15 protein-coding genes and 3 tRNA genes are annotated in these 16,940 nt (G+C 39.9%); 3 read left to right on the top strand and 15 right to left on the bottom strand.

Features of this window, described 5'->3' with window-relative positions:
* Positions 1-35 precede the first annotated feature (35 nt).
* Positions 36-266 carry a hypothetical protein gene (locus HYW79_03790; protein ID MBI2635629.1) on the top strand — a complete coding sequence of 77 codons (231 nt, stop codon included), beginning with the start codon at positions 36-38 and terminating at the stop codon, positions 264-266.
* Here the strand turns inward: HYW79_03790 and HYW79_03785 are convergent.
* The 4 genes from HYW79_03785 to HYW79_03770 are packed head-to-tail and all read right to left on the bottom strand — an operon-like array spanning position 257 to position 4,666.
* On the bottom strand, positions 257-1,366 hold the full coding sequence (locus HYW79_03785; protein MBI2635628.1) for a DEAD/DEAH box helicase: 1,110 nt from the start codon (positions 1,364-1,366) through the stop codon (positions 257-259). The genes HYW79_03790 and HYW79_03785 overlap by 10 nt on opposite strands.
* 12 nt (positions 1,367-1,378) lie before the next feature.
* Complete coding sequence (locus HYW79_03780; protein MBI2635627.1) at positions 1,379-2,014, bottom strand: GtrA family protein; 636 nt, start codon at positions 2,012-2,014, stop codon at positions 1,379-1,381.
* Positions 2,015-2,016: 2 nt separating this feature from the next.
* Entirely contained in the window at positions 2,017-4,437 is a 2,421-nt protein-coding gene (locus tag HYW79_03775; GenBank protein MBI2635626.1) for an ATP-binding protein, read from the bottom strand.
* 31 nt (positions 4,438-4,468) lie between these two features.
* Complete coding sequence (locus tag HYW79_03770) at positions 4,469-4,666, bottom strand: hypothetical protein (protein MBI2635625.1); 198 nt, start codon at positions 4,664-4,666, stop codon at positions 4,469-4,471.
* Positions 4,667-4,695: 29 nt separating this feature from the next.
* Between HYW79_03770 and HYW79_03765 the strand changes: the two genes are divergently transcribed.
* Positions 4,696-6,321, top strand: coding sequence for a glycosyltransferase family 39 protein (locus HYW79_03765; protein ID MBI2635624.1), 1,626 nt, complete (start codon positions 4,696-4,698; stop codon positions 6,319-6,321).
* Between the two features lie 67 nt (positions 6,322-6,388).
* Here the strand turns inward: HYW79_03765 and HYW79_03760 are convergent.
* The 3 genes from HYW79_03760 to HYW79_03750 form a co-directional block, all read right to left on the bottom strand.
* A tRNA-Ile gene (locus HYW79_03760) sits at positions 6,389-6,463 on the bottom strand.
* Positions 6,464-6,475: 12 nt separating this feature from the next.
* Positions 6,476-6,550: transfer RNA gene (locus HYW79_03755), tRNA-Lys, on the bottom strand.
* Between the two features lie 21 nt (positions 6,551-6,571).
* Positions 6,572-6,656: transfer RNA gene (locus tag HYW79_03750), tRNA-Leu, on the bottom strand.
* A 26-nt stretch (positions 6,657-6,682) separates the two neighbouring features.
* Between HYW79_03750 and HYW79_03745 the strand changes: the two genes are divergently transcribed.
* A complete protein-coding gene (locus HYW79_03745) occupies positions 6,683-8,512 on the top strand; it encodes a glycosyltransferase family 39 protein (protein MBI2635623.1) in 1,830 nt (609 codons plus the stop codon).
* 198 nt (positions 8,513-8,710) lie between these two features.
* On the opposite strand, the gene HYW79_03740 is transcribed toward HYW79_03745, so the two are convergent.
* The 8 genes from HYW79_03740 to HYW79_03705 form a co-directional block, all read right to left on the bottom strand.
* Positions 8,711-9,502 carry a hypothetical protein gene (locus HYW79_03740; protein MBI2635622.1) on the bottom strand — a complete coding sequence of 264 codons (792 nt, stop codon included), beginning with the start codon at positions 9,500-9,502 and terminating at the stop codon, positions 8,711-8,713.
* Positions 9,503-9,527: 25 nt separating this feature from the next.
* Complete coding sequence (gene serS / locus HYW79_03735) at positions 9,528-10,742, bottom strand: serine--tRNA ligase (GenBank protein MBI2635621.1); 1,215 nt, start codon at positions 10,740-10,742, stop codon at positions 9,528-9,530.
* 5 nt (positions 10,743-10,747) lie between these two features.
* Positions 10,748-12,109 carry a lysine--tRNA ligase gene (locus tag HYW79_03730; GenBank protein ID MBI2635620.1) on the bottom strand — a complete coding sequence of 454 codons (1,362 nt, stop codon included), beginning with the start codon at positions 12,107-12,109 and terminating at the stop codon, positions 10,748-10,750.
* A gap of 5 nt (positions 12,110-12,114) precedes the next feature.
* Positions 12,115-12,582: a transcription elongation factor GreA gene (gene greA, locus HYW79_03725; GenBank protein ID MBI2635619.1), complete on the bottom strand. Its 468-nt coding sequence runs from the start codon at positions 12,580-12,582 to the stop codon at positions 12,115-12,117.
* 104 nt (positions 12,583-12,686) lie between these two features.
* A complete protein-coding gene (gene mrdA, locus HYW79_03720) occupies positions 12,687-14,594 on the bottom strand; it encodes a penicillin-binding protein 2 (GenBank protein MBI2635618.1) in 1,908 nt (635 codons plus the stop codon).
* Entirely contained in the window at positions 14,578-15,105 is a 528-nt protein-coding gene (locus HYW79_03715; GenBank protein ID MBI2635617.1) for a hypothetical protein, read from the bottom strand. Before HYW79_03715 ends, mrdA begins: the two co-directional genes overlap by 17 nt.
* Positions 15,105-15,902: a rod shape-determining protein MreC gene (gene mreC / locus HYW79_03710; GenBank protein ID MBI2635616.1), complete on the bottom strand. Its 798-nt coding sequence runs from the start codon at positions 15,900-15,902 to the stop codon at positions 15,105-15,107. Before mreC ends, HYW79_03715 begins: the two co-directional genes overlap by 1 nt.
* Positions 15,903-15,907: 5 nt before the next feature.
* Complete coding sequence (locus tag HYW79_03705) at positions 15,908-16,939, bottom strand: rod shape-determining protein (protein ID MBI2635615.1); 1,032 nt, start codon at positions 16,937-16,939, stop codon at positions 15,908-15,910.
* Between the last annotated feature and the right edge of the window lies 1 nt (position 16,940).

The raw sequence follows: 16,940 nt of genomic DNA, 5'->3' as shown, positions 1-16,940 counted from the left end.
TTTTATTAATGAATGCGTGGTAAAATTGCTTCAATATGAACAAACCTAAGTTTCTACCCGTTTCTCTAAAAGAGCTAAATCAAAAACTGGATGTAGAAGCAAAACGTCTCGTTCTGGCAAAAGAAGAAGGCATTGTTAAGTTTGTCAGTAAAAAAGCCAACTTGGCTGGAAATTCTCGCTTAGTTTTTAAAAATAAAAATAAGGTTACGATTACCTTATTTTTTCGATTGAACAAAGATGGCAATTTAAGGTTTGCTTACGAGTAGCGTTTGGAGACAGGCAGTGTTGCGCGAATGAGACGCTCAATTCCCCTCACGTCATTTTTCTGATCTGGAGTGGCGAAAGATATGGCATGTCCGATGCCGCCTACTCGTCCGGTCCGTCCGATGCGATGGACATAATTTTCGGGATGTTGAGGAAGGTCATAGTTTAAAACAAGTTCAATCCCCTTCACATCTATGCCGCGGGCGGCAATGTCGGTAGCGATAAGAATCCTATATTTCCCATTCCTAAATCCATTAAGTGCCTCTCTGCGTTGGTTTAGCGATCTATTGGAATGAATTTCGGCCACGGTATGGCCAAGCGTTCGAATACCTTGCGTAATTTTCCTGGCGCCGTGTTTTGTGCGTGCGAATACCAGTATTGATCCGCGATATTCATCAAGAATTTTTTTAAGAAGCCGCGGTTTATCCTGTTTCTCTAAAAAGAAAAGCTCTTGGGTGATTTTTGCCGGTGGAGTGCCTGACGGAGCCACTTCAACGCGAACAGGAAGTTTCATGTATGCTCGCGCTATAGTAAAAATATCCTGGGGCATTGTCGCCGAAAAAAGCATGGTTTGCCGATTTTGCGGCAATGTTTGAAGTATCTGTTTCAATTGCGGCGCAAAACCCATATCAAGCATCCGGTCTGCCTCGTCTAACACCAAAACAGCGACCGATCCAAGCGAAATTGTTTTTTGTTCCAGATGGTCAATAATCCGTCCCGGAGTGCCGATTACGATTTGCGGGTTTTTGCGAAGTGATTGAATCTGGCGGTTGATTGACTCGCCGCCGATTAAAACTGCCGTTCGTACACCAAGATGCAACCCAATTTTTTGAAAGACCTCATTTACTTGGAAGGCCAGCTCTCGCGTTGGCAGTACAACGAGTCCCTCTTTGCCGCGCAGGGCCGCTTGAATCATTGGCACGCCAAAAGCAAGTGTTTTCCCGGTACCTGTTTGGGCAATACCTATCATGTCTTTTCCCTCTATTGCAAGGGGGATTGATTTTTCCTGGATAGGCGTGGGAATCTTGAAGTTAAGTTTATTAAGCACCTCTAAAATATTAGGCGCAATTCCGAGGTTATAAAAATCAGAAGATTGGTTCAAGGGTTATTAGGGTTATTTTTTAAAAACGATGAATTTATAGCCGAAAAAGTTGCCGAAGAAGGCCGTAACAATTGTGAAAGCGAGCGCTATATTAGCCCAAATTTTGGAGTCTAGTCCGGCTGGCGTGCCAATAATGTTTATAATCACATGAAGAATGGCAATATTTATAACCGCCACGGTGGCAGAAACACTAAAAAATCTTAATGCCTCACTTGCAATTGTTTCCGTTCCCCGTTCTTCAAATGACCAGTATTTGTTCCAAATAAAACTATTTATAACGGTGACAATAAAGGCGGCCACAAAAAACAAATCAACCGTAATGCCGGTTGAAGTATCGGTAATAAATATTAAAAGGTTATAAACTCCGGCGTTAAGAAAAGTGTTTAAAACCCCAATCACGCCGTATTTCCCAAGTTGAAAAAAACCAACCCGCTCTTTGTATTTTGCTAAAAAATAAAACGCGCCAAGTCCGGCAATGGCACAGAGCGGAATAAATATCGCCCAGAAAAAAACAAAACCGGTTAAACCAATTCCTCGCTCCGCAAGAAGGCCTAAAATTTTTAGATTTTTTAAAGTTGGTAAAGAGAGCCAGGCAACAATTTCACCGGCTAAAACCGCTAACCAAAAGTCTTTTTTTGAAAAAAACATTTCTATTGTTTAAATCGCTTATTTATAATTTCTTCAACTTCCGTTCTAGGCCGGGCATATTTTTGCCGGTTTAATTCCCTAAGTTTCTCGGCTTCGTCTAAACTTCCTTCTTTGACAGTTTCGGTTGTAAAGTTGAAGGGAGTGGTCGTGGCGCCGCCGATAAGAAGTTTGGCATAAGCATGGCGGTTATCAATATTTATTAAATCTGACTCGTTAAATACCGGCTCAAATTGTTTGACCAAAAATTTGGCGTCATCGGGTCCGATTCGAAAAGACACGGTTGAACCTACGTTTCCAAATACGGAATCGCGGATTTTTTCCGTAAGCTGGGCAATGAACTGATGCGCCAAAATAAGGTTTAAGCGATATTTTCGAGCTTCCGAAAGAGTGGTGGCAATAGAATCGGTCGCGAAATTTTGGAATTCGTCCATATAAAGGTAGAAGTCGCGCCTCATCTCCTCATTCTTTTCTTCGGCACGTTTAAATGCTGCCATTTGAAGTTTGGCGGTGATGATGAGTCCCAAAAGCGCGCTATTTATTTCTCCCAATCTTCCTTTGGAAAGGTTAATCAGGAGAATTTTACCGTTATTTATCACGTCATCAAAATCAATACCCGACCGGGTTTGGCCGATAATATTTCTCATCATTGAATTTTCAACAAAACGGCCGATTTTGGAAATTAAGTATCCCAGCATCTCTGATTTATATTGTTCCGTCATTTTAAGCATTTCTTTTTCCCAGTAATCGCGAACCAACGGATCGGTTACTTTTATAAGAAGCTGGCGGACAAAAATCGGATCTGTAAAAATTCTGGGGATATCAACCAAAGTGCCCGGATTTTCTCCATCGGCCATCAAAGTAAGCATCGCGTTTCTCATTGAATGTTCAAAAATAGGGCCCAGGTGTTCTGCCAAAAAAAGCTTTTGGAAAATGGCAATAATTTCCTGAATCGCGAAATCTTTTTCTGTTGCCGTAGACGCTTCAAGAAGATTTAAACCTATCGGCCATTCCGTATCAGCAGGATCAAACAGGATAACATCATTAAGACGCGATTGCGGCACGAGCCCCAAAATTGCTTCTACTAAATCGCCATGCGGGTCGATTATGCCAACGCCGGCACCGCTGTCGATGTCTTGCTTGATGAGGTTTCTTAACAGATAGCTTTTGCCGGTGCCGGTCTGGCCGATAACGTATAAATGCCGTCTTCTATCGAGCGGGCTTAATTTGATAAGCGTCTCCTGGCCTCTGAATTCATTTTTGCCCAAAGTTACTCCGGCAGACGGCAAAATTGCCGGCGGAGGCGCGGCTTTTGATTTAAGAAACCTCACTTTTGGAGTTTCGATTTTTACAATCGGCAGATGAAATACGCTGGTTAACTCCTCGCCGGAAAGCCAATCGGTTTCCGGAGGGTTGAATAAACGGAATGAAAAGTTATAAATTAATTTTTTTAATATATTTTTTTGGGGCCGGTAACTGTAAAAATAATTTAAATCCGGCGCCTCAAATTGAGCAAAGGCGCTTTCTATGTTTGACAGAATCTGCAAGGCCCGTTCTTCAGTTTCGGCTGACGCCAAAACTCGGATATTAGTTTCAAATAGCTGTTGCTTTGCCTTGCTGTCTACGGCGTCAATCAAATCCTTGGCAAGAGGCGTTAAAGGAGTTTGAGATTCCGGTATTTGTTTTTTTTCTTTTTCTTTGGAATTTTTTATATTAAAAAAATTTCTTATAGCGTCTATAAACGAGAGAGGGTCATCCAACTCGCCTATAGCGGAGTCCAGGTGTTTTCCGGAATATAAATGTTTTATGATTTTTGAGGCATCGCTTTTTGAAGAAGCGCTTGTCGGCCTCACTAAAATTTGAATCGCAACCCCCTCGCCTTTCGCCTCAAGCAGAGAAATGGCGTTGGTGATTAATCCCAAAGTGCTGGTTTCCAGTTTTTTGTAGGTTTGAAACGGTAAAACGTAATTCCGTTTTAACCTAAGGATTGATCCTACGCTTTTCCCATTGCGGTTAAAAATGTTGTAATCGTTTACGGCATTAATTTCTGCTTCCGGGAAGAATCCTTGAAGCTGTCTTTGAATCGTGTTTAGGAATTTTTTGGGAACTGCCAAGTGAAAAAAGATTTCTTCGCCGTTTTCCGGCACCGCGATTTCAAAAACCAAATAAGGCCTCGGCTTTAGAAAGCCTTTTTTTCGCGGCAGAATGGCGTTTAAAGAATTATAGAATTGCTCCATTACGGCCAATTTTTCTTTTTCTTTCGCGCTGTCAATAGTTTCTATTATTTTTGGGAGGCGCACTTCAAGCAAAACATAGTTTAATGAACTAAAAATCATGCCCTTTTGCCAGGCTCTGTTCCATACAAACCAAATCAGCCACAAAATTAAGGTGATTGTGAAAATAAATAATAAAAATAAGTAAAGCATTTTATTCCGTAAGCTATAAAACTACCAGCTGTTAATTATTAGTTATTTTCCCCGCTTCAACCAGCTTCTGATAAAAGCGGTCAATCAAAGCGTCGTGAAAGTCATCAAAGAGATGCGGATCATTTTTGGCTTTCGCCTCTTCAATAGCTTTGGCAATGCCCTTATCAAAAGCAATTTGGACCAAAGCTTCGATTTCCGGGGCATGTTGTTTTTCTTGTTCAGTATTCATATGTTAACATTATACCAGCATCTCATATTATGACAAAATTATTTTATAAACATAGGCACGCGGCGATTTTATTGTTAATTATCGCTATCGCGGTTTTTTTCAGATTCTGGCAATTTGACGTTATACCGCCGGGCCTTTATCAAGATGAGGCGATGAATGGCGCCGACGCCTTATTGTCGCTTAAAACCGGGGAATTTAAGGTTTTTTATACCAATAACAATGGCCGCGAAGGAATGATAATATGGCTTGACGCTTTAGCAATAAAATTTTTTGGCATAGAATCCTGGGTTCTAAGACTATTCCCTGCTATAGCGGGCGTTTTAGCAGTTTTGGGGCTATTTTTTCTAACTAAGTTGCTATTTAGCGTTGAAATAGCGCTGGCCTCAAGTTTTTTTATGGCCGTTGGTTTTTGGGCCGTAAATTTCAGCCGTATGGGTTTTCGCGCCGGCCTGATGCTGCCATTTTTAATCTGGTCTTTCTATTTTTTAATACGCGGATTTAAATTATCGATGTCGGACATCAATAATTATCGATGTCGGACATCGATAATTATGTTGGTTTTAGCGGGAGCTTTGTTTGGTCTTGGGTTTTATACCTATATTTCATATCGCTTTGCGCCCGTTTTAGCCGCGGTATTTTTTATACTTTATCTTACAAAACACCGAGCAAAAAATATGTGGCCGGGATTTGCGATTTTCACGATTACGGCTTTTATTGTTGCTCTGCCAATAGGAATTTACTTTCTGAATAATCCGGGCGATTTTTTTGGAAGAAGCGGCCAAGTTTCAATTTTTTCGGCAGATAGTCCTCTCAAATCAGCGGCCATAAGCACTGTGGCAACCATAGGAATGTTTAATATTGTCGGCGACCTGAACTGGCGGCATAATTTTGCCGGTTCGCCGCAATTATTTTGGCTGGTCGGTATTCTGTTTCTTATAGGATTCTGTATTAGTGTTAAGCGTTTGGGGTTTGGTGAAAAATTCCTTTTGGCATGGCTTTTGATTTTTCTTTTACCAAATGTTTTATCAACCGAGGGCAACCCTCACGCTTTGCGAGCTTTAGGCTCTATGCCGGCGGCAATGGTTTTTGCCGGTATCGGATTAGTTTGGGTTTGGGAAAAAATCCAAAAATATTTGAATCACCATCAGCTTTTAAGAACTAAAAAAAAGATTTTTGTATTGCTAATCGTTTTTTTATTATTTATAGGATTCGCGGAATATAACAAATATTTTATCAGGTGGGCTTCAAATATTCGCACTGCCGATGCTTTTTCCAAAGGCCAGATTGAAATCGCAAACTACTTAAATAGTTTGCCGGACAGTGTTTTTAAATATGTTATTTGGCACGCTGATGATAAAGAGACAAGCAACGGATTACCAGTTTCAGCGCAAACGGTATATTTTCTTAGTTATGGAAAATCTAATGTAAATTATGTAAAAGCAGATGAATTTGACCCCGTTAGAAGTAAGACGCCGACAGCGTCTGACGACTTGTCGACTTCTAACGGGGTTGATAAAATAAAATTAGAGAGAAATAATGTCGTTATTGTTCCCCTTTATTTTGATTTAACGTTTCTTCACGAATTAAATAAAAAATTATCGGAAGGTAAAATTGAATTTATTTATTTAAACACCCCGATTTTAATAGTTCCATAAAAATAAAGTCCCCCACCGCATTCGCGTTGGGGGGTGCTTGCACTCCGCAGCTCATTGAGCGAAGGAGTGGTGGGCCCGGGAGGATTTGAACCTCCGCTCTACCGGTTATGAGCCGGCTGCTCTACCGTTGAGCTACGGGCCCACTATTCGAAGATGGTGCCGCCGGGAGGACTTGAACCTCCAACTCTCGGCTTAAAAGGCCGCTACGCTACCATTGCGTCACGGCGGCGCCACTTGGTTTTTTAAAGATTGGTACCGGCGGTCGGACTTGAACCGACACGGGAGTTGCCCACTCCATCTTAAGCGGAGCGCGTCTGCCATTTCGCCACGCCGGCACCTCATTATTAATTTATCATATTTTATGAAAATTGTCAACATTATTGCTTTTATTCTTTTAGTGGTTTTTGCTGCGCTGGCCGTAACCAGCATGTGGAATGACAATGCCAATTACGATGAAAGAATCCACTTGCCGGCGGGTTATTCTTATTTGACGCAACAAGATATGCGCCTAAATCCGGAACATCCGCCTCTCGTAAAAGATTTGTCGGCCTTGCCGCTTTTACTTTTAAACATCAAATTTCCATACCAAAGTCCCGGCTGGAACACACTATTGATGTCGGACATCAATAGAACGCCGGCTTGGCAGACAGATGTTACTTTTGGCAACGATCTATTGTATTACTCCGGAAACGACGCGCAAAAAATGATGAGATACGGGAGGATTCCTATAATTTTAATAGGGCTACTTTTAGGATTTTATATTTGGCGATTTACCAAAGAATTGTGGGGTAATTTAGCCGGCATTATCGCTTTAGCCTTTTATTCTCTCTCCCCTACCGTTTTGGCGCATACGCGGCTTGTGACCACCGATGTTGCCGCCGCAGCCGCGTTTTTCATCAGTTTTTACTATTTATATCACTGGCTTAAAACGCCGACAAAAAGAAATCTGTGGGTTTTCGGGGTTGTTCTTGGTTTGGCGCTTCTTACAAAATTTTCAACCTTTCTTTTAATGCCGATTTTTGGGTTGATTGCTTTAATTTACGCTTTTATTCAAAACAAAAAATGGTTTTGGATAAAAAAGTATGTCGGAGGTTTTATTTTTGCTTTGATTATATCTTTCTTACTTGTGGGCGCCGTGTACGCCTTCCATATTTATAATTACCCGCCTTCAAAACAAACCGTTGACACAACATTTATACTAAGCACATTCGGTATTAAGCCACTTGCTGATTTTAATATTTGGCTTTCATCAAATCAATATTTAAGAGCTTGGGGCCACTATCTCTTAGGATTTTTGATGGTTTTACAGCGTTCTGAAGGAGGTAATACGACTTATTATCTTGGCGAAGTTTCAGCGGAAGGAGCGCGCTCGTATTTTCCCGTCGTTTATCTGATTAAAGAACCGCTCGCTTATATTTTAATGGTTGTTTTTGGATTACTTTTAGCGTTAAACCACTGCTTTCGACATTGCCGTGAACGATCGGTAAAACACTGGTGGCGGGATTTTATTGATTTAATAAAAAATAACCCCGTGGAAACGGGAATGATTTCCATTATTATAGTTTATTGGGCTTTTTCAATAAATTCGCGGCTAAATATCGGCGTACGCCATATTCTGCCGACACTGCCTTTTATTTACGCTCTCACGGCGCGTCAAATTACTAATTGGATTAAGGGAGGAATAACCGAAAGAATTCCTAATTATTCCGGGTTTTGGCAACTATTCGGTCTATATTGGAAAAGAATAAAGAGGAGCTTCGTTATTTTAGTTTTTTTCGCGTGGGCGATTCTGTCGGTGTTTTTTATTTATCCGTCATTTCTTGCTTACTTTAACGAGATTGCCGGCGGACCGAATAATGGCCATAAATGGGTTGTTGATTCAAATTTAGATTGGGGGCAAGATATTTTGCGCCTAGCGGATTTTATAGAAAAAAATAATATCAAAGAAATTAAGATGGATTATTTTTCCGGCGCTCCGGCGGAGTATTATATTAAAAATGTTAAGATTGAATCTTACAACCGCGAAGCGCCGCAAACCGGGTGGCTCGCAGTTTCAGCGACAATTTACAGCGGCGCCTGCAAAGCCGACAAAATCCCCTGTTCTTACAATGAACGCTCTTATACGTGGCTTGACCAGTATAAGCCGGTAGTAAAAATTGGGTATTCAATTTTTGTTTATAATTTAAAATAAAAAAAGTGCCCCGTCCCGCAGTTGCGGGACGGGGTGTAGCCGACGGCGCCGACGTGTGTTACGAAAGGGACGCGTCGAACGCGAACGAAGGCGGAGCCCTCATAGCGATCTCCTCTGAGTCTGAGGTTTTTCTATCCGGCCGAGACCATCCCGAACCGGTATTATTCATTATATCAAACCCACAGGATTTGTCAAATGCTATTTTAATTTGTAAAAAATCCGGCTGGGAACTCTTAGGTCAATGTAGGATAAACTATTTAACTTATTTTTCAGCGCTTCGTTTACAACCGTGAAGAGGTTTGACGCCTCTATTTCCGGACTTTGCGCCGAGTCTAGATAAATAGACCAATTGCCATCAACTACGGCTTCTAAATCAATATTGGAAGCCGGTTTGATTTTAAATTCACCAATTTTAAAAAGACCGGATTTTTCCACCGTATCGTTGAAAGAAAGAATGAATTTCAAACTGCTATCATCCAAAATTTTATCGCCTATCGAAACAGATTTTTTTTCGAAGTCTTTTATTTTAAGTATTAGCGATCCCTCGCTTATCGGCGCTTCTTTAAAAATAATTCCGTCTTTATCAAAAGAATAGCAATTTAATTCATTACACCAGAATCCGATTTGCACTCTTTTTTCGAACCCGATTACAACAGTGTGGAATAATTTTTTGTTAATCTTTAAGTTAGTGATGGTGGGAAAAGCAGCGGCCATATCCGCCTTAAGGCGGCCGCCCGGAAGAAGTAAAATATTTATTCCGATTTTAAGCGGCAAACTATCGGCTATTAATCTGTTAATGTCTTCTTTTGTCACAACATCGTTTTCGGGAATATGGATTTCGGTAATTTTTAAAAATGGCGACATGAAGAACGACCAGATTATTGTAAGTAACGCAATCGTAAAAGCGCTCCAAAAAAGCCTTGTTTTAGATTTCTCTTTCTTTTCTTGTTCGTCTGCTGTTTTGAAACGGTAGTATCGGCTTGAAGGCATGTGCTTGTACTTTTAATGGAGAAGTTTATTTGATATATCCTTCCAGAACCGTCGGGATCTTTATACTGCCGTCTTCTTGCTGATAATTTTCCATTATGGCGATAATCATTCGGCCGATGGCAAAAGCCGTGCCATTAAGAGTGTGGACAAATTCATTCTTTCCCGTTTCGTAATTTTTATATTTTATTCCCAGACGGCGCGATTGGAAATCTGTGTCATTTGAAGTCGAATGAGTTTCGCGATACTGATTTTGGCCCGGAAGCCATGCTTCTATATCATATTTATTAGCCGCCTGAACACCTAAATCGCCTGTGCAAATCTGAAGCACGCGATAAGGAATTTGGAGCGCCTGCATTAATTTCTCTTCCATTGAAAGAAGAAATTCGTGTTCTTTTCGCGAATCTTCCGGTTTTGTGAAACTAAACATTTCAATCTTATCAAACTGATGGACGCGCAAAATTCCCTTAGTATCTTTGCCATACGAACCGGCTTCACGCCTAAAACAGGAAGAAAATCCGGCATAGCGTAGAGGTAATTCTTTTTCGCTAAAAATTTCATTCATATGCATCGCGCCGATGGCTTGCTCCGAGGTGCCTATTAAATACAAACCGTCTTTTTCAAGGTGATAAACTTCGTCTTCGTTATAATCCAGATATCCCATCCCCCGCATTGCTTCCGGCTTTAGAAATACCGGCGGCACTATTGGAATAAAGTTTTCTTTTTTTAAAACGTCAAAAGCAAAACGTATAAGGGCGAATTCTAAATCTACGGCATCACGCAAAAGATACCCGAATCGACTGCCGATGGCCTTACCGGCCCGTTCCGTGTCTATCCAACCAAGTTTTTCGTTAAGAGCCATATAATCTTTGACCGGAAAATTAAATTCCGTCTTTTCCCATATTTCTCTTAAAACTATATTATCGCTTTCATCTTTACCGACCGGAACTTCTGACAACGGTAAATTAGGCAATTTTTTCAAAATGTCATTAATTTTTTTATCAATAATTTTCTCTTCACTCTCAATTTTCGCGAGCGAAATTTTAATTTGTTTTCCTTGTTCAATACCTTTGACTTCCGCGGCTTTTTTGCGCTCTGTGTTTAATTCTTCCATTTTTTTCCTAAAAATCCCCCTTTCTTCATTAAGTTCCAAAAGCAAATCAATATCGGCATCAAAACCTTTGGCTTTTATGCCTTTTATAGTTTCCTTTTTATTTTCTTTTATGTATTTTATATCAAGCATAAATTTTATTCCTTAGGTTTCATTGTTGGAAATAATATGATTTCTCTCGCGGTGTGGGAATTTGTGAGTAGCATCGCCAATCTGTCAATACCCATTCCAAATCCAGCGGCCGGCGGCATTCCGTATTCTAGAGATTCTAAAAAATCTTCATCAAGTCGTTGGGCTTCTTCGTTATTTAATCTTAGGTTTTCTTGTTCTTCAAATCTTTTTTGTTGTTTTATAGGATCATTTAGCTCGCTGTATCCCTTAACCAACTCTAAACCTCCGATAAAAACTTGAAAAGCGTCGGCCTTGGAGCTATCTTTTTCCGTTGTTTTGGAAAGCGGTAAAAGTTCGGCCGGAAAGCCAACAACAAAAGTTGGCTGGATAAGATTTTTCTTGGCGATGTCAAAATCGCCGTATTCTTTTATCAGTTTATCGTAATTTTTTTGGTGCCAAGGTTTACTGAAATCAATACGATTGTTTTCATATTCTATGACCAAATTGCCGTTATTTAATTTTTTAATCAGGTATTCAAATAATTCCTGAATAAAATACTCTAAATAGCGAGAATCTTTGTAGGCGATATAGGTCTCAAGCATTGTGAATTCGGGATTGTGGGCGGCATCCATTCCTTCGTTTCGGAAATTACGGCCTATTTCATAAACTTTTTCAAAACCTCCGACTAAAAGCCGTTTTAAATAAAGTTCCGGCGCTATTCGTAAATATAGGTCCATATCAAGCGCGTTTAAATGTGTTTTAAAAGGCCTGGCCGAGGCGCCTCCGGGAATTATTTGGAGCATAGGGGTTTCAAATTCATTAAAATCTCGTTCACCCAAAAAATTCCTAATTTCTCTGATAATTTCAGAGCGTTTTAAAAATTTTTCTCTTATCTCACTACTCATCAAGAGGTCCAGATATCTTTTTCGGTAGCGCTCCTCGGTATCTTTCAGACCATGCCATTTTTCAGGCAAAGGCCGTAGGGACTTGGCGATCATTCTTATTTCTTTTATCCGGATTGTTTTTTCACATTTTTTAGTTTTAAAAAGAGATCCTTTAATTTCAACAAAATCGCCAATATCATAATCACTAATAAACTCATCGTAAGATTTTTTATCGGCCAGGTCGGCAGGGCTTAAAAGGCCTTGGATTTTCCCGCTACCGTCTTCAAGGTCGAAAAATGCCACCCGACCGTGAATACGCTGAGTTTTTATCCTTCCCGTTAAATAAAATTCTTTTTTGGTTAGACGCCAAATCCAGAATTTATTAATAACTTCCTTGATTCGATAATCGCGCTTAATCTGTGACGGATATGGATTTTTCTTTTCATCTCTGATGTTTTCAAGCTTTTGGATTCTTGTTTGTCGAAGCTCTTCTAATGTCGGCATGCTGATTATTTCTCAATTTTAATTATTTTATATTTCGTAGTTCCGCCGGGGCTTTTAACTTCTACTTCCTCACCTATTTTCCGATTTAAAAAAGAGCGTCCCAACGGCGATTCATTTGAAATTTTTCCTTCTTGTGGCCTGGCTTCGGCAGAACCGACAATACTAAAACGTTCTATGCCGTTGGTAGTAGATTTTACCTCAATTGTTGAGCCAATATTAACAGTGTTCTCTTCACTGGGTTCTTCAATAATAACCGCGTTTTTTAAAAGTTCTTCCAGTTCTCCAATTCGCGACTCATTTAACGATTGTGCTTCCTTGGCCTCAAAATATTCCGCGTTTTCAGAAAGATCGCCCAAGTCTTTAGCTTCCTGAAGGCGCTTGGCAATTTCTTGCCGTTTTTTTGTTTTTAGTTCTTGAAGCTCTTTTTTAAGCGTCTCAATGCCTTCAAGGCTTAAGTAAGTTTGATTTGCCATAAATTTCTAATAATTTAGAACGAAGTGAATAAATTTTAGCTAAATTTATGAGCATCCCGCCTGCCTGCGGTAGGCAGGCAACTGCGGGACAGCCCACATATTCGTCATTTTAGTTTATCATAATTCTGGTTGTAATACCACTCAAAAACTCTCTTAGCAACCGGAACGGCTGCCGACGAGCCTTCGCCGGCGCCTTCAATAACTATAGCCAGAGCAATTTCCGGGTTGTCATAAGGAGCAAAACCGGTAAACCAAGCGTTGGTTTTTCTAAACGTATTGGTTACTTGGGCGGTACCGGTTTTTCCCGCCACCTCAATTAACAGATCGTTTAAAAGATATGCCGAACCTTCTGTTACGGCTCCTCTCATTCCCTCTCTTACGATTTGAAGCTTCTCCTTATCGATATTAACGTTTCTTATTATTTCCGGCTCAAATTTTCCTATAGTATTTCCATTATTATCGGTTATTTTTGAAACAATTTTTGGCTTGTAAAGCGTTCCGTTATTTGCAATTACCGAAATCGCCGCAGCAAGCTGAAGAGGTGTTATTAAAACATCGCCTTGTCCGATGGAAACATTGTAAGTATCGCCGGTAAACCAGCTTTCATTTTTTGAGGATTTTTTCCAAGCAGGATTTGGCACTAGCCCATTAGTTTCACCCGGCAGATCAATGCCAAGAGACGATCCAAATCCAAAAAGCTTAAAATATTTATCAATCCTGTCAATTCCCAGTCCTTTTATATTTTTATAACCGCCGCCGATTACATAAAAATAAACATTGGCCGATACGGCAATGGCGCGGCGCATATCAACAAATCCGTGCGCTTTCCAGTCACGAAAGATATAAGATATATCGGGGTCATATTGGTTGGGAATAGTTATGTAGCCTAAGGTGTCGTCAATTTTATATTCTGGAGAAACAATATTTTCGTTTAAAGCCGCGGCGGCCATAAACGGTTTTATCGTTGAACCGGAAGCGTAGGTACCGCCGATAGCGCGATTAAAAAACGGCTGCTTTTTATCGCTTGCCAAAGCGCCATATGTTTTATCGCTTAGACCGCTATTGAAAAGATTGCTGTCAAACGAAGGCAGGCTGACAAGCGATAAAATTTCTCCGGATTTCGGATTTATTATAACGGCGGCAGCGGCTGGCGAAATCGTATCCGCCATTTTTTCCGTCAAAGCGTCGGTTAAAAGTTTTTGAAGGTCCTTATCTATGCTTAAAATTAAATTATTGCCCGGCATCGGTTCTTCGGCGGTTAAGATATTTAAGACCGTGTTATCGGAATCCACAATGACGGCAGTTTTACCGGGCTTTCCTCTTAAATCGTTTTCATATTGCAGTTCAAGTCCGGTTTTACCGATAAAATTTAGCGGCGTGTAAAAAGAATCGGACTTAAGGTCGGCGCCAGAAACTTTTCCCAAGAATCCCAGTAAATGAGAAAAATAGTAATTTTCAAAATAGTCGCGCTTTGTTTCTCGTCTGATAAAAATACCGGGAGCGTCTCTCAATTTCGTTTCTATTGCGATCAGTTCATCTTTATTTAAATTTGAAGAAAATGAAACCGGCTCCGTTGACCCGACGTTTACTGTTTTGAGAAAATCGAAAATTTCATCCTCACGTTTATTTGAAATTTCGGAAAGTTTTTTTACCCAATTTTTCAAGGCTTCGTCTTTTTTTGGAATGTCAGCTGGAACAAGAAGCAGGTTAAAATTAGCCGCGTTATCCAAAAGCAGTTTATTATTCCTATCGTAAATAAGGCCGCGCGGCGCCTGAATGGGATAAAGACGGACATTGTTTCTAATTGCGCGACTCGCATAATAATCGCCTTGCCAAATTTGCAACCAAAAAGCCCTGCTTAAAAACGATGACAGAATAATGAAAGCGACAAAAAAAATTATAGCTCCACGGGTTTTTTCTAAAGGCGTTTCTAACTTTGATACCGACTCTTTGTCCAGGAGAATTTCTTCCGGTTCAATTTGAGCGATAGAAATTTTAGATTTTTTTCCCATTTTCAAAATTAAAAGATTTAAAAATAAGTAATGTCAGAGTAATTGTTGTAATAATTTCAATCGGAAAATTCCAGCGAACAAAATAGTAACTAAAATTTTCAAAACCGCCGAGCTTTAATAAAGCAAAACTGTTTAAAACAATCCAGTCTATCAAGCGGTATAAAAAAACAGTTAAAAATGCCATAAAAATAATATTTTCTGTTTTTAAAATAAAAAAAACCGTTCTAAAAATTATAATAAGAGCGAGGATAGTTATCAAAAAAACCAAACTGCTTTCTCCAAAATTTGAAAAGCGCGCGGTATCGATTAAAAGGCCCGATATCCAACCGATGAAAAGCGCGCTTTTATTATGTTTAATAAGAACTAAAACCAATATTAAAATTAAAAAAATATTTAAACCAAAGGATGACGGATTGAAAAAAGCAATTTGCAATGCCGTTAAAAACAATAAGGCCAATATAATCAAAAGTAATGACCTTAAACTTTTGGAATTATTTTTTGAAGGAATCATTATTGGTTTTCCCCGTTAACTATGATGAAAACATCGTTAAAGTTTTGGAAATCAATCGGTAATTTCAAATCGGCAGAGTTGAATATTTGATTATCTGCGGATTTTATTTTTTTTACCTTTCCTAGTACAAGCCCTCGCGGCCAAACGCCGTCAGTACCCGAAGATATAACCAATTCGTCCATTTCCGGCTTTTTATCTTTGGCGATTAAGTCGAGAACAATATCCGAACCGAGGCCTCTAACCAGGCCGAAAATTTTAGTATTAAGAGTTACGGCGCCGATTTGGCTTTGAGTATCTAAAATTGTCTGGACTTTGGCGGTATTGCGGCTCCTGTAAATTATTTTGCCTATGGCGGTTTTTCCAATTCCGATAACAATCATTCCAATCTCTATGCCGTCATCGCTTCCCTTATTTATTAAGAATGAACGATTATTTTCAAAATCTCGTCCAATTACGGCTGCCGGACGTATTTCGGTGAATTTTTTAGAAATGTCAAGCCCCGCTCTTAAAAAAATATTTTCTTCCTCAAGTTCTTTTAGCGTTGCCAATTTACCGTAAAGTTCAATATTTTCGTTGGTTAAAGAGGTGTTTGATTCTTTAAGTTGTTTTATGTTTAGTACTGCGGTTTGCCAAAAAGACAAAGTATTTTTAAAACCACTCAAAATTACTTCAAGTGGGCGCAGTGTTTCGCTAAAAATTTGTTTTAAAAATAAAACTGCCGGGGTTTGACCGGCAAAAATAATTACCAGGCTTATAAAAAAAAGAATTAAAAATAATGTAAAAATCTCTCTCGCCATTTTTATTAGCTGTTCACTAAAATTTCTTTTAAGGAGTTCACGTCTTCAAGAATTATACCGCAGCCGCGAACAACGGCAGTAAGAGGATCTTCCGAAAGTCTCGTTGGTATGCCTACTGTTTGGCAAACAAGTTCCGACAAGCCCCGAAGCAAGGTGCCGCCCCCGGCTAAAATTATGCCTCTTGTCATTAAATCCGCTACAAGTTCCGGCGGGGTTTCTTCAACAACATCGCGGATTTCTGAAATAATAGCATTGGTAGATGACAATAAGGCTTCTCTAACCTCTGAGTCGTTAATTACTATTTCTTTCGGTAGGCCGCTTATAAGATCGCGACCTCTGACCACAGCGGTTAGCTGTTCTTTCAAGGGGATAACGGAACCTATTAAAATTTTTATTTCTTCAGCGCTTTTTTCTCCTAAAAGAAGTTGGAATTTATCGCGGACATATTGAACAATATCTTCATTCATTCTATCACCGGCAATCCTTAAATTACGCGAAGCAACAATGCCTCCCAAAGAAATTACGGCAATATCGGTAGTGCCGCCGCCAATATCCACAATCATATTACCCACGGCTTCAGAAATCGGGAGGCGGGCTCCGATAGCCGCCGCCATTGGCTCTTCGACAAGATAAACCTCTCTCGCGCCGGCATTGCGAGCGGCATCTTCCACTGCCCGGCGTTCAACTTCTGTTACGCCGGAAGGAATGCCGATAACAATTCTCGGCCGTACCAAAAAACTATAAGAATCTTTATGGACTTTATTGAAAAAATAACGGAGCATTTGTTCGGTGACTTCGAAGTCAGAAATTACTCCTTCTATTAAGGGTCTTACCGCGACAATGTGAGATGGCGTCCGGCCGACCATTTTTTTGGCCTCAATCCCGACGCTTAGAACTTGATTAGTTTTTTTATTAATGGCAACGATTGACGGTTCGTTAATAATTATGCCCCTACCTCTTACGTAAATTAAAGTATTGGCCGTGCCAAGGTCAATTCCGACATCGCGGGAAAAAAATTTAAACAACCGATCAAACATA

The sequence above is a fragment of the Parcubacteria group bacterium genome (assembly GCA_016186325.1).
In the GTDB taxonomy this organism is placed as follows: domain Bacteria; phylum Patescibacteriota; class Minisyncoccia; order UBA10092; family UBA10092; genus JACPHB01.
This window is presented reverse-complemented; position numbering and strand designations above follow the sequence as displayed.

What these genes read in the sequence shown, in the direction of transcription:
- HYW79_03745 (MBI2635623.1), top strand. Translation starts at nt 6,683, where the DNA reads ATGAAAATTGTCAACATTATTGCTTTTATTCTTTTAGTGGTTTTTGCT.
- HYW79_03775 (MBI2635626.1), bottom strand. Translation starts at nt 4,437, where the DNA reads ATGCTTTACTTATTTTTATTATTTATTTTCACAATCACCTTAATTTTG.
- HYW79_03780 (MBI2635627.1), bottom strand. Translation starts at nt 2,014, where the DNA reads ATGTTTTTTTCAAAAAAAGACTTTTGGTTAGCGGTTTTAGCCGGTGAA.
- mrdA (MBI2635618.1), bottom strand. Translation starts at nt 14,594, where the DNA reads ATGGGAAAAAAATCTAAAATTTCTATCGCTCAAATTGAACCGGAAGAA.
- greA (MBI2635619.1), bottom strand. Translation starts at nt 12,582, where the DNA reads ATGGCAAATCAAACTTACTTAAGCCTTGAAGGCATTGAGACGCTTAAA.
- HYW79_03705 (MBI2635615.1), bottom strand. Translation starts at nt 16,939, where the DNA reads ATGTTTGATCGGTTGTTTAAATTTTTTTCCCGCGATGTCGGAATTGAC.
- HYW79_03770 (MBI2635625.1), bottom strand. Translation starts at nt 4,666, where the DNA reads ATGAATACTGAACAAGAAAAACAACATGCCCCGGAAATCGAAGCTTTG.
- mreC (MBI2635616.1), bottom strand. Translation starts at nt 15,902, where the DNA reads ATGGCGAGAGAGATTTTTACATTATTTTTAATTCTTTTTTTTATAAGC.
- HYW79_03740 (MBI2635622.1), bottom strand. Translation starts at nt 9,502, where the DNA reads ATGCCTTCAAGCCGATACTACCGTTTCAAAACAGCAGACGAACAAGAA.
- HYW79_03730 (MBI2635620.1), bottom strand. Translation starts at nt 12,109, where the DNA reads ATGCCGACATTAGAAGAGCTTCGACAAACAAGAATCCAAAAGCTTGAA.
- serS (MBI2635621.1), bottom strand. Translation starts at nt 10,742, where the DNA reads ATGCTTGATATAAAATACATAAAAGAAAATAAAAAGGAAACTATAAAA.
- HYW79_03765 (MBI2635624.1), top strand. Translation starts at nt 4,696, where the DNA reads ATGACAAAATTATTTTATAAACATAGGCACGCGGCGATTTTATTGTTA.
- HYW79_03790 (MBI2635629.1), top strand. Translation starts at nt 36, where the DNA reads ATGAACAAACCTAAGTTTCTACCCGTTTCTCTAAAAGAGCTAAATCAA.
- HYW79_03715 (MBI2635617.1), bottom strand. Translation starts at nt 15,105, where the DNA reads ATGATTCCTTCAAAAAATAATTCCAAAAGTTTAAGGTCATTACTTTTG.